Source organism: Flavobacterium sp. TAB 87, from assembly GCF_001529295.1.
Lineage (GTDB): Bacteria > Bacteroidota > Bacteroidia > Flavobacteriales > Flavobacteriaceae > Flavobacterium.
The window spans coordinates 1-16,437 of sequence record NZ_LLWK01000022.1 but is presented as its reverse complement, the minus strand read 5'-3'; the positions used below and the strand labels follow the sequence as shown (position 1 = coordinate 16,437).

Here is a 16,437-nt window from a genome sequence, read left to right as displayed (position 1 = left end):
TTTAAGTAAGGTTAATTCATATTAATTTACAATCATTTTATTCATCCATTCTATAAGTTCCGTCTTTTGTTGCGGACTGAGCTTTGCATCTTGATGCAGTATGGTATAAGATGAAAGAGGCATTTCGTTATCTTCAATTTGACTTACAATTGATTTTAATTTACTTTTTTTCCTTCGCTCAGAATAGGCGTCCCATTCGCTAAAGTTTAGTTCTGCCTTGCCTTCCCCAATATGACTTTCTAAAAACCAAGCTACCGGTTGGACTTTATTATACCACGGATAATAAGTGTTGTTACTGTGACAGTCGTAGCAGGAAGTTTGTAGGGTATTGGAAATGTTTTGAGGAGCACCGGTAACTACTAAAAAATCAGTTGTAGGCACACTAGTACTTTGATTGCGTTTTGCGGGAATAAATTGAATTCCCACAAACACAGCCACTAAAATCAGTAAGATGATTTTAAAAATTTTCATTTAGTTAATTTGCTTTTTTACACTACCACAGGTTAGCATTTTTGAACCATAGTACGGGTTTTTAATTTCTTTGACTTCACTTAACCAAAGAGCTCCTTTGTTGTTATTTGCCATTGGACAAAAATCTTGATAAATCACCTTGTCTGTTCCAAGAAGTGCTACTAAATCTGTGATGTCTAGACTTAATGCTTCAAAATGTTCTCTTTGGTGGTCGATATTACTTTTTACAATATGTTCTGCATGCTCTTTCGCACTTTCTTGAATTTCTATGTATTCTTTATGTGCTTCTTTTGATAGTTTTGACATATCAAATTTCGACAATGCAGCTAAAAGAGCGTTTCCACCTTTGGCTGTGTTCGCTTTACTATCTGCAACTAAACCATTTTTGATTTCAAAATAAGCATCTAAAACCGCTGCTGTTTCCCCATTTTTAGTATTGTTTTGGGTAATTTCTCTTTCAGGTGAGGCTGTACCTGCTGAATGATCGTGTCCTTCGTATGATTCCTTGTGCATTCCTTTATCCTGCATCGCGTGTTCCACATTCTCCTGCGTTTCACTCTCTTGTGTTTTATTCTCTTTACAAGAAATTGTTGTAGTGATTAACGCTACTGCTAAAATTCCGATTACTTTTTTCATGATATTAAAATTTATTGATTACTAATTTAATTGTTTCTTTTACTTCTCCACATTTTAGCATGGATGCACCAAAATACGGGTTTACTACTTTGTTTTCTTTGCTCAACCAATTGGCTCCTTTATCGCTATTTGCCATAGGGCAAAACTGAACGTAAGCGGTTTCGGTTAATGGATTGAACGCTTTTGTCATCGCTATCATTACATTTGATATAGGTTCAAAAGGCATTCTTAATTCTTTTATGTCTTTAGAATGTGTAGCATGTAAGGTGTTTTTTTTAAGTTCTGTCTGGTAACTCATCCATACGTTGTGCGATGCTCCTTTAAAGACGCTCATGTTTATTTTGTCTAACGATTTTTGAAGTTCTAATAGCGCTTTTTTAGCGGTATTAAAATCATCTTTAGTCAATGCATCTTTGAAGTCAAAATAGTTTTTATATAAGGGTTGCAGACTTTTTTTAGCCTCTGCACTAATAGCGGTTTTGTCGTCTTTTAAAACTACTTTTTTATCATCACTCATCGTATTTGTTGTACCACCATGATTGTGTCCTGTACTTCCTGAACCACCTTCAAGATTCATCATGCTTGGTTTTCCTGCTAACTGTGCGGCTGCATCAACATTGAAAGTTCCATTAGCCACTATTTCTTCTCCAATTTCTAAACCTTCTTCTATGATGTAGTCGTTTCCTAATAAAGGTCCTAAAGTGACTTCTCTTAATTTGAAAGAAATACCGTTTTTAGATTCATTTTTTATGTAAACGATAGAGCGTTTCCCTGTCCACATTACAGCGGTCTTGGGTACACTAATAGTTGATTTTTTACTATCTACTTTTGTTTTTACCGTTCCGGATACGAACATTTCAGGTTTGAACTTTAGTCCACTGTTCGCTACTTCAATTCGTGCTTTGGCAACTCGTGTCGTTGGGTTTATAAATGGGTCGATGAAAGCAATTGTTCCTGAAAAAGATTCTCCTGGGAAAGAAGCTATTGTATAGTTTACCGTATTACCTTTTTTAATTAATCCCATATCGGATTCATATATTTCAAAACGTACCCATACTTTTGATAGATCTGCGACTTCATATAAGGTTTGTCCTTTTTCAAGGTAATCGCCTAATTCTACATTTTTTTTGATGATGTAGCCAGAGACATCGGCATAAATTGGAAACTGGTCTTGTTTTTTACCTGTTGAGATGATTTTGTTAATCGTTGCATCTGATACTTTCCAATTTTTTAATTTCATTTTTACAGATTCCAACAATTGTGGTTGAATGTCTTTGACACTATAGGCCTCAATTAATTCTTGTTGTGCACTTGCTAATTCCGGCGAATAAATATACGCTACGGTTTGTCCTTTTTTAACGTATTCGCCAACGAATGAAACAAAGATTCTTTCGATACGACCGGGAATATGTGAAGACTGACTGTAAAGTGTTTTTTCGTTTACTTCAATTTTACCATTTAGGGCAATTTCTTTAATGCCGTCCGTATTTCCGACTTTATAAGTAGAAATTCCTGCAATAATCATTGCTGATTCTGACATGCTGATGGCATCTGGGTCAGCTGCCTCAGTATCGGACTCTAATGGTATCAAATCCATACCACATATTGGGCAATCTCCGGGTTCAGGTTGTCTAATTTGTGGATGCATCGAACACGTCCAAACCTCGGCTTTAGCGCTTACTTCTGTTGTTTGTTCTTCTTTTTCTGTATCACTACCGCTGAAGAACAAAGCGCCTAAAATAAACCCAATCACTAAAGTAATTAAAGCTACTATTTTTGTTTTTTTATCTATGTTCATGATTAAAATTGTTTTGCTGTTAAATAATCCAATTCAGCTAATTTGATGTAAAAAGTACTTGTACTTGACAGCTGCATTTTTTGATACTTCAATAATTCTTGTTGCATCCGCAAGACTTCTTCAAAATCTTTGTTTGAATTGCTGTAATAGGAGAACAGCAAGTTTAAACTTTTAGAGAGTGTTGTTACTTGCCCTTCATATAATTTAAGTAAATCACGTTCTTTCTCTAATTCAAAAACAAGTTTGTAGTACGTCCCATTCAGTTTGTTTTCACTGGCTTCTTTTTGAAAAGAATAGCTTTCTTGCATTAATTTAGCTTCGCTCACTGCTGCATTATACTTCTTTCTAAAAATGGGTAAACTGACCGTTAACATTGGCATAATCATGTCTTTTCCTTCATTATTCATACCGCTACCCATAAAAACGTATTCTACTCCAATACCAAAATTTGGTAAACCTTGTTTTCTGGCTATTTCAATTCCTACTTCTGAAGCTCGCTTTTTCAATTCCAACTCTTGCAGCAGCGGGTTTGTCGCGATAGATTCCTTGCGGTATCCAAGAGGTAATTCAATCACATTGAGTTCTTGCACCATTTCGATTTTTTCATCATACTTTCTGTTGAGTATGCTGTTGAGCCATGATTTAAGAGCAGGTTCTTGTTTGTTTAAAATTTCCAAATTAGTTTGCGATTCCTTAATCATAATATCTACCCGCAAAACATCCACTAATCCTGTAGTTCCATTTTGAAATTTTGCATTAGCAATATTCTTGTAGGATTCTAAAATCTTAATGTTTTCTTGCTCGATGTTTTTCATTTTATTTAGTTCGTACAAAGGATAGTAAACAGTCGCGACTTGATAAAACAACTGGCTTTTTGAGTTCAAAAAAGCTTGGTATTTACTTTCTGCCAATAAGGTTGAAGCATTTTTCTGCGCTTTTAAAGTGCCAAACCAAGGAAACATTTGTGACAAGGTCAGTCGCATGTTTTCAGGAGATGCTGGTGAAACGAGATACTCCATTGTAAGACTTGGGTCAGGTAAGGCGCTTACTTGTGTCACTTTTTGCAGTGAAGCCTCAAACTCTTTGTACTTTGCTTTTAGTTCCGGATTATTTTCCGACGCAATGGTATAAAATTCATTGATAGATTGCGCTTTAACGTTGAAAGCAATAAGTAGCAGTGGTATAATTAGTATTTTACGCATTTCTTTTTTCTTTATTTTTAATAACCGTTTCTCTCCAATACGCCTGTAACACCGGCACTACAAACATGGTCATGATTTGAATGGTCATACCACCGAATGTTGGAATTGCCATGGGTATCATAATGTCAGAACCTTTACCTGTTGAGGTTAAGACTGGAAGTAGGGCAATAATCGTTGTCGCTGCAGTCATTACTGCAGGTCGCACTCGCATTTTACCGGCTTCAACAACGGCGTTACGCACTTCTGTTACCGTTTGTGGATTTTTTTCTTCAAAAACTTGATGAATATAAGAACCCATAATTACACCATCATCTGTTGCAATTCCGAATAATGCAATAAAACCAACCCATACCGCGACACTTAAATTGATGGGATGCATTTGAAATAAATCGCGCATGTTGACGTCTGCAACTGCAAAATTCATAAACCAATCCTGACCGTAGAGCCACAGCATTATAAAACCACCTGCAAAAGCCACAAATACGCCCGAAAAGTGAATGGAAGAAGCGATGATTGTTTTGAACTGGAAATACAGCAATAGGAAAATCACACCTAAACAGATTGGTATTACAATAGAAAGCCTTTTCATTGCACGAATTTGGTTCTCATACGTTCCTGAAAATTTGTAGTTAATCCCTTGAGGAACTTTTAATGCACCCGAATCAATTTTAGCTTGTATTGCTTTTTGTGCATCATTTACAACATCCACTTCTGCATAGCCATCGTTTTTATCAAACAGTACAAATCCTACTAAAAAAGTGTCTTCACTTTTGATGGCTTGTGGTCCTTTTTTGTATTCAAATTGTACCAATTGTCCTAAAGGAATTTGTGCACCTGTAGGAGTAGCTACTAAAATTTTACCCAAAGCTTCTGGACTGTCTCTTAATTCTCGTGGATAACGGACTCTTATTGGATAGCGTTCTCGTCCTTCAACTGTAGAAGCTATTTTCATTCCTCCAATAGCTGTTTCTATGGTTTGCTGGATATCTTCTACATTCAAGCCAAACCGAGCAATTTTTTCGCGGTCGATGTTCAGATGTAAATAAGGTTTTCCTACAATTCTATCTGCAAATACGGCTTCTCTCTTAACGGATGGAACTTCCTTAATAATGGATTCGAGTCGCAATCCAAACTCTTCAATGGTTTTTAAATCTGGACCAAAAACTTTTATCCCCATGGGAGCTCGCATTCCCGTTTGAAGCATTACTAAACGCGTTTCAATAGGTTGCAGTTTTGGAGCGGATGTCACTCCTGGAATTTTTGACGCTTTTACAATTTCATTCCAAATATCATCTGGAGATTTAATGATGTCACGCCAATTTCGATAGAACGTGCCGTCGTCATCTTGGATTAGATTTTTAATTGTAATGGCTTGTTTTAAAGCTTCATCATGCGTCAAACTGTCTCCCGATTTAGTAATAAATCGATTGTCATCGTCTGTTTTGAATCGCATTCGATGGCCTTTATCATCCAAAATATATTCAGGCTTGTAATTGATAATATTCTCATACATAGAAATCGGTGCGGGGTCTAATGCACTTTCCACACGACCTAATTTACCAACAGCCATATCCACTTCGGGAATATGATTTAGAATCATATCGAGTTGGCCAACTACCTTTCTATTTTGTTCCACACCGGCATGTGGCATTGAGGTGGGCATTAATAAATAACTTCCCTCATTCAAAGTTGGCATAAATTCAGAACCTATTCCTGGAAAGGCATGCGAAGGTGTCGACCAAATTTTAGTGTTTCTAATATTGAATCCTAATTTATCAAAACCTTTTGCCACCACTCCAAATGTGCTGTCAAAACCTATCCATATTATAATTCCAAACAGTAATGTAACTAGTGGAAGCATCAAGAATTTTCCTTTGTTTTCAAGACACCATCTTAATACAGGTTCATAATACTTAACAATCGCCAATAGTGCAGAAAGAATAATTCCTAAAAGTACAATTACAAATAGATAATTCCCTATTACACTAATTTGTGGGCCTAAAGGCATCCATTCTTGTGTTAGAAAGAAGGAAATAATGAACAGGACGAGTACTAAATTAAAATGTTTAGTGTAGGACTGATATTTTTCAGGTATTCTTTGATTGAAGAGGTCATAAATACCCATCAAAGTCAAGGCTAGTGGAAGCCAAATCTTAAAATAGATACTTAATAATATTCCTATGGAAATGAATACATATCCCCAAAAACGTTTCACTCTTTTCTTATCGAAATCAATTCCAAAAATATAGTTAGCTAAAGAAGGCAGTACTACTAAACCTAAAACAAAAGCACCCAACAACGCGAATGTTTTAGTAAATGCTAAAGGTCTAAATAATTTCCCTTCGGCAGATTCCATCATAAAGACAGGAATAAAACTGACTACTGTTGTGGCTAAAGCAGTTGTAATTGCCGAAACAACTTCGGTAGTGGCTTCATAGATTACCTGCATTAATTTTGCACCACTGACCCCTTTGTTTTCTGGCATCTCTAGGTGCCTAATTATATTTTCAACAAATATAATTCCAACATCAACCATTACTCCAATAGCAATCGCAATTCCTGAAAGCGCAACTACATTGGCATCCACACCAGCATAGCGCATCACTATAAAGGTTAATAGTACACCAACGGGAAGAAGACTTGAAATAATTAAAGAAGCTCTTAAATTAAAAACTAAAAGTAAAACAACTATTATACTGATTAAAACTTCGTGTGAAAGAGCAGTTTCTAACGTGCCAATTGTTTCGTGGATTAATTCTGTACGGTCGTAAAAGGGAATAATAGTGAGTTGACTTACGACACCATTTGCTAAAGTTTTTTTCGGCAATCCGGATGCTATTTCGCTAATTTTTGTTTTGACACCATTAATTACCTCTAATGGATTAGAACCGTAACGTGCAATTACAACACCTCCAACAGCTTCAGCACCACCTTTGTCTAAAATACCTCTTCTCGTTTCTGGGCCTAATGCAACTACACCAATATCTTTAATACGAATAGGCACATTATCTTTCACAGCTACGACTGCTAATTCAATGTCTTCTACCTTTTTGACATACCCTAAACCTCTGACTAAATATTCGGCTTGGTTAATTTCAATTGTTTTTGCACCAACATCTTTGTTTGATTTTTGGACGGCGGTCATTACCTGCATCAAACTTATATTGTAGGCTTTCAATGCATCTGGATTCACATCTACTTGATATTCTTTAACAAATCCACCAATTGATGCGACTTCAGAAACACCTTTTACGGCATTTATACCATATTTTATATAGAAATCCTGTGCCGTTCTAATTTCTTGCAAATCCCAACCACCGGTTGGATTCCCGTCTTTATCTCGACCTTCAACAGTGTACCAGTATACTTGCCCTAAAGCAGTTGCATCTGGACCTAACGATGGTTTTACATTTTCAGGTAAAAGGCTACTAGGTAGTGAGTTTAGTTTTTCAAGTATTCTAGAGCGTGACCAATAAAATTCGATGTCGTCGTCGAATATGATATAAATGCTGGAGAAACCAAAAATAGAATTACTTCGAACCGACTTTACGCCTGGAATGCCCAGCATATAAGTGGTCAAAGGATACGATATTTGGTCTTCGATATCTTGCGGAGAACGACCTTGCCATTGCGTAAACACAATTTGTTGATTTTCTCCAATGTCTGGAATTGCATCAACAGACACTGGGTCAGATGGGATAAATGGAATGTTCCATTTAAAAGGAGCCGTGGCAATACCCCATACAATTACAACTGCAAGAATCAACACAGTTACTAATCTGTTTTCTAGGAAATATTTTATTATTTTATTTAACATATACTTTGTGTAAAAAGCCTACTTATAGGACCTTATTTATGATTACTGTAACTAAACTTAAAATGTCTTTTGTAATAGTAAAGCAGTTCGGCATTACGATTCAAAACAATGAATATCATTAGTAGTAGTAGGCTTTAGACCATATTATTTTGAGTACAGTTTTTGTTGAATTATTTTCACGACTTAGTAATTAATTCATTTCTGCGCTCTTCCTATGGAGAATGGTTAGTCTTATGAGTACTTCCACACTGATGCATTACTTTGTATGGATTTATAATCTCTTTCACGTTGCTTATCCAATAATCCGTTTTACCATTACCATGCAGTTCACAATACTCATACTATTGGTTTTGGTTAGTGCCAAAAGTTTTAATTAATTATAGTTTCTACTGTCTTACCACAGCTTATCATTTGTGAGCCGTAATATGGGTTTTTGATATTGTTTTCTTTGCTTAACCAATTGGCTCCTTTTCCTCCATTTGCCATCGGACAAAATTGATAATAAACTGGAGTTTCATATTTGGAAACTTTTATTAAACTGTACATGTTTTTTGATAGAGAGAGGAACAATGTTCTTTGTTTTTTGATGTCCTGTGTTTCAGAAATACCCTTGGAATCGACCTTTAAATCTTTCAACACTTGCATAAAAGCCATGTGAACATCCATTGATAGCGCGTCCATTTTTACATCACTTAAGGAAGTTAGTATCACTTTTGAAGCATTTGAAGCAGTTTTGCTGTCCGTATTCGTTAATGCATCTTTCAATAAGAAGTAATTGTCGAAAGTTGCCGTTAATGGACTCACTATTTGTTGTTCAGAAGTTGTTGCGCCAGTGTGGTTAGAATGCGCATTTTGGTTCATATCCATTTTAGGTTCTACCACTGTAACTTTAGTTTTGGCCGCTCGGTCGTATTGACAACAACCGTGAAGTGTGTTGTAAGCTGAATCAGGCGCAAGAAATTTTTCACTGTCGTAACCTGCTAGAGCGATACGTTTTAGTATTTCATCTGGATTTGTTTTTTGCGAATCATAAGTTAAAACAGCCAGTTTAGTGTCTTTATTCCAATCCACTTTGGCTACTTTATTAATGTTACCTGCTTTTTCTATTGTGGATTTACACATATCGCAGTTTCCAAATATTTTAGTGGTTTCAGTTTGTGCATTTTTAATTTGCGCATTAGAAATTGTGGCTGACAACAATAGGATTATTGCTGTCACCATTTTTTTTAGTGAGTTCATTGTGAAAATAATTTGAAGTTGAAACAGGCTAGAGCTTAACTAAATAATAGCAATGACGCCAATATTTAATAATTTTAAAAAGCTGAGAAAAAAATGATTTTAAAGGATGATTTGCTTTAATTTTGACGCACTATTGGCTGTCAAAGATTAGATTTATCCTATTTTAGGAATAAGCCAGATTGAAGAGTAACCAGCAGAAGTGAAGGATACTGATTGATGAAATTTTTGTTTTTCAGTAGAAAAATTAAAAATATCATCTTGAATTTCAAATTGTACTGCAGATGTAATTCCAATGTTTACGGAGGTGCTACTACATAAAGCGTGTCCACATTTACCATTACAACCGTTGTGATTTTTACCGTTTGAATGAGAATTATTATCGCAACAATCTTTCTTTTCAATTGAAGACGACATCTCTTTATCGCAGGATTTTTTTGAGGAATTATTTTCACAAGCAATAGTTGAAGTTGGCATCAGTAAGAAGCCAAATAGAACTATTAATAAAATGTGAAATTTTTTCATTTGGAGTTTATATTAATCAAAAGTAATAAAATTTTATCGGACATGCTAACTTAGCCTACACAGAAAGTTAAGAAATAATCTTAATTTTAGCCTATGGAAGAAGTCCGCAAAATTTATGACAAAGCTTTTAAAGAAAAAGCCGTTCAATTGAGTTATGAGAGAACAAATGTATCAGAACTGGCAAGAGAGGTGGAAATAACAAGTCCCCAATTACATACAGACCGCAAAAGTTCGAGGAATTTGGAGAAGGAAGTTTTCTAGGGAAAGGAAATTTAAAACTCACTCCCGAGCAAGAAAAAATCCGCGAAATGGAGAAAAGACTCAAGGATTCCGAGTTAGAACGTGATATATTAAAAAAAACAATCGGCATTTTTTCCATGAGCGGTCGATGATTTATAGTTTCATTAAAAACAATGAACAAGTATTCCCGATTAAAAAAATGTGCAAAGTTCTACAAGTGAGTAGTGGAAGTTATTACCGATGGAAAAAACAATCAATTACCGCAAGACGACAGCTAAAAATTATTTTAAAAGAACAGATAACATTGATTTATTTTGCAGCGAAACAAAGATATGGAAGTCCTAGAATAACATTGGAATTACAGCATTTAGGTTATAAAGTTTCACTAATTACAGTTGCAAAATATATGAAAGAACTTGGCTTGCGAAGTAAATTAAGCAAAAAGTTCAAAGTTACAACCAACTCAAATCATAATTATTTAGTTGTCGAAAATGTATTAAATAGAGAGTTTATTGTAAAAATGCCTTCAAAAGTTTGGGTTTCGGATGGGAACCTTAGAATTTGAAAACGTAAATTATTTCGACCATAAAGACTTAGGGAAGTATGTGTTTTATTCAAATGATGAACTAAAAAGCGATAATTATAATGATAAAGGATTCAATAATTTTGATCTATATTTTAACGAAGAAGGGAATTACTACCCCGATTGCAAAGCTAAAAAACTAGCATTTCGTATAAAAATGTATTTAGATTAGTATATTTAATTATCTCATTCAGCTGCACAAAATCATCGTTTAGTCCAAGTATTCCTAAACTCACATATTTGTTTGCTTCATTTCGCTAATTTCATTTCTAATAACAAAATGTGTTTTGTAGTTTATAAGTAAAAAAATATTTAAGTTTAATGCAACACTATTTTTGTCGCAAATATACCCTATATTTGCGACAAAAATAAATAAAAAATACTATGCAAAGCACTGATGATAAAGTAATTGCTAAAATAAAAAAAGCCAAGGGGGGGGCGCTGTTTTTTACTGAATATTTTTTAGCTTTTGGTACCTCAAAAACAATAGCCAAAGCATTAGAAAGATTAGTTAAAAAACAAGAAATCACAAGAGTAGCTCGTGGTATTTATGCACGTTTACAAACTCATCCAGAATTAGGAACACTATATCCATCTACAGAAGCTATTGCACAAGCCATTGCCAAAAGAGATAAAGCACGCATCATTCCAACGGGCAGTATGGCACTAAACGCACTCGGTCTTTCTACACAAGTTCCGATGAACGTTGTATATCTTACAGACGGTGCAGCTCGAAAAATTACAATTGGAAAACGAAAAATAGTATTTAAAAAAACAGCACCAAAAAGTTTAGCCACAATTGGTAAAATCAGTGGTTTAGTAATTCAAGCGGCAAAAGAAATAGGCAAGGATAAACTATACGAACACGAAATAGAAATCATAATCAAGCAACTTAAAAAAGAGGAGCCATACCGTTTAGAACACGACATAAAATTGGCTCCAGAATGGATAAGAATAATAATGCGACAAGCACAAACTACAATAAATAATGAGTAATTGGTTAAAAACACCGGATAGCACAAAAGTAAACGCCTATACACAAATAAGCGAAAAGACAGGAATAGCTGTTGCAGCCGTTGAGAAAGATTGGTGGGTAGTACAAGTATTAGCCGCTATTTTTGAAATGAGCGTGGGCAAATATTTAGTATTCAAAGGCGGAACATCATTAAGTAAAGCTTGGGGCTTGATAGACCGTTTTTCTGAAGATGTCGATTTAGCTATAGATCCAAAGTTTTTAGGTTTTGAAGGACAATTAAAGAAAAAAGACATTACAGCTTTACGTAAAGCAGCCAATCAATACATTACGAATACTTTTTATCCAGAACTTAAAGAAAGAATGGCAGAAAAAGGATTTGGCAATGTGACTTGGGATATAATAAACACACAAGAATCCGACCAAGACCCAAAAATAATCCTGCTTTATTATCCAAACGTAATAGAATCAGTTGGGTACATACAACCCAAAGTGCAAATCGAAATAGGCTGCCGATCCTTAAGAGAACCACTAAAAATAGTAGAATTCAATACACTAGTTGACCAATACTACCCACAGGCAAGTTTCGCAATGCCAGCAATACAGATACCAACAGTGCTGCCAGAAAGGACATTTTTGGAGAAAATTTTTCTATTACACGAAGAATTCAGCAAACCAACACAAGCAATCCGAGTAGAAAGATTAAGCAGACATTTATACGATGTGTACCAACTCTCAAAAACCGAAATAAAACAAAACGCAGTAAACGATACTGAATTGTACGAAACCATTGTAAAACACAGATACAATTTCACTAGAATTAGCAAAGTAAATTACAACTTGCATCAACCAGAATCCATCAATCCAATTCCACCAAATGAAGTAATAAAAGCGTGGGAAGCAGATTACAACACAATGCTTTCAGAAATGATTTACGGTGATGCACCAACATTTGAAGAATTAATCCAAGAACTTAAACTTTTACGAACTGAAATAAACAATCTGAATTGGAAAATGCAAACTATGTTTGCTATGCCTAACCAGGAGTGACCATAAATTCCGAAAAACTATTTTTCATGATAAAAAAGAAACTTGATAGTTTCGAAGAATTAGCACAAATAGAAAGAGGTTTTGCAGCTTAATCTTCATATTGTTTAACCCCTGATTTCAATCGGTTCATAATTTTATCTTGTAGATGAGCCGGTGCAATTACCTTTACACTTTCACCATAACTCAAAATCATCCGTTCTAATTCATAATTTAGGATTACTTTAATTTTTAACTCTAGTGTGTTTTCACCAATCCATTTATGCTTTTGAGTTTCATGTATGGACTTATTGGCCATATACTTTCCGGTGAGTTGATTGAAATGTAAAACCACCTCTTCTATGGGTTCATTTTCTGGTTTGCTCACACCAATCATATCACTAAAATACTCTCGCCAGTCGATAGTTTCATTTATAGTAAAAGGTACAGGACTATTTATTACAGAAACAATTCTATCAATAGCAACATTCCAGTCCCATTTGAAGCTTTCTGGATGAAAACCAAATAAAAACCACCGATTATTATATTCTTTAAGATAATGTGGATGAAAAATATAAGTACTAGCTTCTTCTGAATTAAAACCTTGGTAAGTAATTTCCAAGGCCGTTTTATTTTGAACGGCATTATAAAGAATACTAAAATGTTCAATTCCTTTTAAATCTTGAGAACTGTCAAAACCAATAAACGGTTTCTCATCAGTTGACACTTTCAAATCAGTTTTTAATTTCGCTATAATCTCTTGAATTCCATCAAACTGTGGCATTCCCTCAAACTGTGAGAGCACTTGAATAGCGGCTTGAAGTTGTTCAATATCTCCATCGTTTAAAGGAGCATTTCGAATAGAATAATTTATGTCAGTATAGCGAAAAATTCTTTTTTTACCTTCAAATAAATCTTCCAACTTAATAGAATACCCTTTCTCACTTTTCATAAATGCGATATCATACTGCAATTGACGTTTATTTATACAATCTCTTTCAATTTCCTTATTATCTGCAGCACGATTAAATTCGATCAATTGATTATTTACATCTTTAAGTAACGTGTCTAAAGTAAATTCCCTTTTAAAGTTTCTAAAACAACTATCTAATATCCTGTGACGTGTCGATGGACTTATTTTTCGTGTCATATATGTAAAGTTATCTTTTAGCTGCTGTAAATATAATTTTTTCTGTGCACTTGTTTTGCATACTTGCCGAGTATCTTTGTAATGAAAATAAAAAGAAAGTCAATTTAATATAAATAATTGTTTAACCTAATTCATTTTGATATGAAGAATTCTGATCAGGAAGATTTGATAGATATAATTGCAGATGCAATTAAAGCTATTTTAAAAATCCTTAGTAAATAGTTTCGATTTATTCGGTGAATATTGTCTAACCTTGATTAATGTGTTTTTTATAAAACACATTAATCAAAAAACGAATCTTTCCAAATTTAATGATAGCCAAATAAGATTTAAAGGTGCAATAAAATTATTTACTACATTTAAAATTATAATTTTTTCTGTACACCTGTTTTGCATACTTGCCAGATATTTTGTAATGAAAATTAAAAACAAACCAAATCAATATAAATAATTGTTTAACCTAATTCATTTTGATATGAAGAATTCTGATCAGGAAGATTTGATAGATATAATTGCAGATGCAATTAAAGCTATTTTAAAAATCCTTAGTAAATAGTTTCGATTTATTCGGTGAATATTGTCTAACCTTGATTAATGTGTTTTTTATAAAACACATTAATCAAAAAACGAATCTTTCCAAATTTAATGATAGCCAAATAAGATTTAAAGGTGCAATAAAATTATTTACTACATTTAAAATTATAATTTTTTCTGTACACCTGTTTTGCATACTTGCCAGATATTTTGTAATGAAAATTAAAAACAAACCAAATCAATATAAATAATTGTTTAACCTAATTCATTTTGATATGAAGAATTCTGATCAGGAAGATTTGATAGATATAATTGCAGATGCATTTAAAGCTATTTTAAAAATCCTTAGTAAATAGTCTCGATTTATTCGGTGAAGATTGTCTAACCTTGATTAATGTGTTTTTTTACAAAAGCGCATTAATCAAAAATAACTAAAATTTAATTACAGCATTACTAAAGCTTGATCGTATAATTTCAATCATAATCATCATAAAATATAACCGAATATAAGTTGATCTATCGTATTATGGAAATTGAAACTAATTATTTTTTCTCCAATAGAGCAACTTATAGATTAAAATTAACAAATCTGAGAAATAAAAGAAAATGACACTACCTGACTCCGCAATAAGTGAACTACAATTAGCTAAAAATTTAGTGGAAAATCCTGGAATGGCAGCCAAAATTACTAATTATATTGGGAAACCACTTGAAATGGGATTAGAAAAATTGCCCAAAAACTGGCAGAAAAAAATTGGAACAATTACAGAAGCTGCTTTACTAAAGGCTTCTGAAGCGGCCATATTTACAATTAATAATGTGCCTGGTAAAGCATCTTCAAATAATTGGCATAAATTGGGTGTTGCTGTATCTGGTGGTCTTGGCGGATTTTTTGGTCTTCCAGCTTTAGCGATTGAGGTTCCAGTATCTACGACAATAATGCTTCGTTCTATTGCCGAAATTGCCCGTTCGCATGGGGAATCCATCTCAAATATGGAAACAAAACTAGCCTGTTTAGAAGTCTTTGCACTTGGAGGCAATTTGAAAACGGATGATTGCACTGAAAGTGGCTATTTTGCCGTACGGACACTTTTAGCAAGAACAGTCTCTGAATCCGCTGAATATATTACTGTGAAAGGTCTTACAGAAGAAGGCTTACCCATAATCTTACGATTATTAACAAAAGTAGCCGAAAGATTTAGCATTCAAATTTCTGAAAAAGCTGCTGCACAAGCCGTTCCTTTAGTTGGAGCTGCGGGTGGAGTCCTAATCAATACTATTTTTATCAATCATTTTCAAGATATGGCAACAGGCCATTTTATTATTCGAAAATTTGAAAGATTTTATGGAAAAGAACAAACAAGACAAATATATGATGAATTACCTAATCTTGGATAATTTATAAATAAATTCTAATAACAGCTGAAGAGCCCCACAAGGTGAGCACACAATCTGATGCTGTTTTGTATTTTTTTGCGAAAATTAGATCGTACAATGGATAAATTTCTCAATTCTAGCAATACAGGATCAACTAGATTAACTAAGTATTAAATTTATTTTTAAAATTAAGCATTGATAGCCAAATTCAGAATAACTTTTTAGGCTTTTTAAAGAGCCAAAAGTTATTTCCGAATTACTTTATATTAAACTAATAACATCTCTTAATATCTTCTATAATTAACTATCAAGCGTTAAATAGGTATGTATAGCCCTCAATCTACTTTTTCATTTCACTGATAGAAAATTTATAAAGATGTAGTAAGTGTAGTAAATGTAGTTGAAAAAGAAAAAGATATTTTACAGTATGTAAATCGGGATTGAATAATTGGTGAGAATAAATAGAAATATTTAAACCTTAATTTTGAAAAAGTGTGAATATAGTGTGAACACTAAAAACAAAAAAGGGTTCCAATCTCTTGGAACCCTTATAAACTCTAGTGACCCCAAAAGGACAAATTACGCACCTTTTTATGGAGGATTTAAAGCTATTGGCTTATTATATGTAGATATTATCTTTCATTGGCTTTATGAATTTGGTTTGGATGTCTTGTTGGGGATTTATCTGTTTTTGGGAATGTGAATTAGTCAATGAAAAATTTGTACGTACTAATTAAAAAATCATAAAAGGTCAAGAAATAACCTTAAATGTAATCCGTAAAATTTAAGAGAAAGTTTTTAATTAAGTGATGAGAGAACAAATGTATCAGAACTGGCAAGAGAGGTGGAAATAACAAGTCCCCAATTAC

14 protein-coding genes are annotated in these 16,437 nt (G+C 33.7%); 6 read left to right on the top strand and 8 right to left on the bottom strand.

What is annotated here, in order from left to right; genetic code table 11:
* Positions 1-21 precede the first annotated feature (21 nt).
* From AP058_RS00840 to AP058_RS00810, 7 genes are all read right to left on the bottom strand, one after another.
* On the bottom strand, positions 22-471 hold the full coding sequence (locus AP058_RS00840) for a heme-binding domain-containing protein (RefSeq protein ID WP_066305720.1): 450 nt from the start codon (positions 469-471) through the stop codon (positions 22-24).
* Positions 472-1,107, bottom strand: coding sequence for a DUF3347 domain-containing protein (locus tag AP058_RS00835; protein WP_066305717.1), 636 nt, complete (start codon positions 1,105-1,107; stop codon positions 472-474).
* A 4-nt stretch (positions 1,108-1,111) separates the two neighbouring features.
* Entirely contained in the window at positions 1,112-2,905 is a 1,794-nt protein-coding gene (locus AP058_RS00830; RefSeq protein WP_066305711.1) for an efflux RND transporter periplasmic adaptor subunit, read from the bottom strand.
* A 2-nt stretch (positions 2,906-2,907) separates the two neighbouring features.
* Positions 2,908-4,107 (bottom strand): TolC family protein, encoded by a 1,200-nt coding sequence (locus AP058_RS00825; protein WP_066305708.1) that lies wholly within the window; start codon positions 4,105-4,107, stop codon positions 2,908-2,910.
* Positions 4,100-7,924, bottom strand: a complete 3,825-nt coding sequence (locus AP058_RS00820; RefSeq protein ID WP_066305706.1) for an efflux RND transporter permease subunit — start codon at positions 7,922-7,924, stop codon at positions 4,100-4,102. The genes AP058_RS00825 and AP058_RS00820 overlap by 8 nt, the downstream gene beginning before the upstream one ends.
* A 369-nt stretch (positions 7,925-8,293) precedes the next feature.
* Entirely contained in the window at positions 8,294-9,163 is an 870-nt protein-coding gene (locus tag AP058_RS00815; RefSeq protein ID WP_066305705.1) for a DUF3347 domain-containing protein, read from the bottom strand.
* A 153-nt stretch (positions 9,164-9,316) separates the two neighbouring features.
* Positions 9,317-9,685: a hypothetical protein gene (locus tag AP058_RS00810; protein ID WP_066305703.1), complete on the bottom strand. Its 369-nt coding sequence runs from the start codon at positions 9,683-9,685 to the stop codon at positions 9,317-9,319.
* Positions 9,686-9,778: 93 nt separating this feature from the next.
* On the opposite strand from AP058_RS00810, the gene AP058_RS16790 reads away from it, so the two are divergent.
* The 5 genes from AP058_RS16790 (at position 9,779) to AP058_RS00785 (ending at position 12,531) form a co-directional block, all read left to right on the top strand.
* On the top strand, positions 9,779-9,946 hold the full coding sequence (locus tag AP058_RS16790; RefSeq protein ID WP_157492545.1) for a hypothetical protein: 168 nt from the start codon (positions 9,779-9,781) through the stop codon (positions 9,944-9,946).
* 178 nt (positions 9,947-10,124) lie between these two features.
* The gene (locus AP058_RS00800; RefSeq protein ID WP_197413358.1) at positions 10,125-10,490 is read left to right on the top strand and encodes an IS3 family transposase; all 366 of its coding nucleotides are present in this window, start codon (positions 10,125-10,127) and stop codon (positions 10,488-10,490) included.
* Complete coding sequence (locus AP058_RS00795; protein ID WP_066305702.1) at positions 10,471-10,680, top strand: hypothetical protein; 210 nt, start codon at positions 10,471-10,473, stop codon at positions 10,678-10,680. Before AP058_RS00800 ends, AP058_RS00795 begins: the two co-directional genes overlap by 20 nt.
* 212 nt (positions 10,681-10,892) lie before the next feature.
* Positions 10,893-11,504, top strand: coding sequence for a DUF6088 family protein (locus tag AP058_RS00790; RefSeq protein WP_066305698.1), 612 nt, complete (start codon positions 10,893-10,895; stop codon positions 11,502-11,504).
* Positions 11,497-12,531, top strand: a complete 1,035-nt coding sequence (locus AP058_RS00785; protein WP_066305696.1) for a nucleotidyl transferase AbiEii/AbiGii toxin family protein — start codon at positions 11,497-11,499, stop codon at positions 12,529-12,531. The genes AP058_RS00790 and AP058_RS00785 overlap by 8 nt, the downstream gene beginning before the upstream one ends.
* A gap of 88 nt (positions 12,532-12,619) precedes the next feature.
* Here AP058_RS00785 and AP058_RS00780 read toward each other — a convergent pair whose 3' ends face one another.
* Positions 12,620-13,657 carry a YafY family protein gene (locus tag AP058_RS00780; protein ID WP_066305694.1) on the bottom strand — a complete coding sequence of 346 codons (1,038 nt, stop codon included), beginning with the start codon at positions 13,655-13,657 and terminating at the stop codon, positions 12,620-12,622.
* A gap of 1,140 nt (positions 13,658-14,797) precedes the next feature.
* Here AP058_RS00780 and AP058_RS00775 point away from each other — a divergent pair.
* Positions 14,798-15,589 carry an EcsC family protein gene (locus AP058_RS00775; protein ID WP_066305684.1) on the top strand — a complete coding sequence of 264 codons (792 nt, stop codon included), beginning with the start codon at positions 14,798-14,800 and terminating at the stop codon, positions 15,587-15,589.
* The last annotated feature ends 848 nt before the right edge of the window (positions 15,590-16,437 follow it).

Coding starts and splice junctions, on each gene's coding strand:
- AP058_RS00785 (WP_066305696.1), top strand. CDS start 11,497: ATGAGTAATTGGTTAAAAACACCGGATAGCACAAAAGTAAACGCCTAT.
- AP058_RS00830 (WP_066305711.1), bottom strand. CDS start 2,905: ATGAACATAGATAAAAAAACAAAAATAGTAGCTTTAATTACTTTAGTG.
- AP058_RS00780 (WP_066305694.1), bottom strand. CDS start 13,657: ATGACACGAAAAATAAGTCCATCGACACGTCACAGGATATTAGATAGT.
- AP058_RS00790 (WP_066305698.1), top strand. CDS start 10,893: ATGCAAAGCACTGATGATAAAGTAATTGCTAAAATAAAAAAAGCCAAG.
- AP058_RS00795 (WP_066305702.1), top strand. CDS start 10,471: ATGGGAACCTTAGAATTTGAAAACGTAAATTATTTCGACCATAAAGAC.
- AP058_RS00825 (WP_066305708.1), bottom strand. CDS start 4,107: ATGCGTAAAATACTAATTATACCACTGCTACTTATTGCTTTCAACGTT.
- AP058_RS16790 (WP_157492545.1), top strand. CDS start 9,779: ATGGAAGAAGTCCGCAAAATTTATGACAAAGCTTTTAAAGAAAAAGCC.
- AP058_RS00810 (WP_066305703.1), bottom strand. CDS start 9,685: ATGAAAAAATTTCACATTTTATTAATAGTTCTATTTGGCTTCTTACTG.
- AP058_RS00775 (WP_066305684.1), top strand. CDS start 14,798: ATGACACTACCTGACTCCGCAATAAGTGAACTACAATTAGCTAAAAAT.
- AP058_RS00840 (WP_066305720.1), bottom strand. CDS start 471: ATGAAAATTTTTAAAATCATCTTACTGATTTTAGTGGCTGTGTTTGTG.
- AP058_RS00800 (WP_197413358.1), top strand. CDS start 10,125: ATGTGCAAAGTTCTACAAGTGAGTAGTGGAAGTTATTACCGATGGAAA.
- AP058_RS00835 (WP_066305717.1), bottom strand. CDS start 1,107: ATGAAAAAAGTAATCGGAATTTTAGCAGTAGCGTTAATCACTACAACA.
- AP058_RS00815 (WP_066305705.1), bottom strand. CDS start 9,163: ATGAACTCACTAAAAAAAATGGTGACAGCAATAATCCTATTGTTGTCA.
- AP058_RS00820 (WP_066305706.1), bottom strand. CDS start 7,924: ATGTTAAATAAAATAATAAAATATTTCCTAGAAAACAGATTAGTAACT.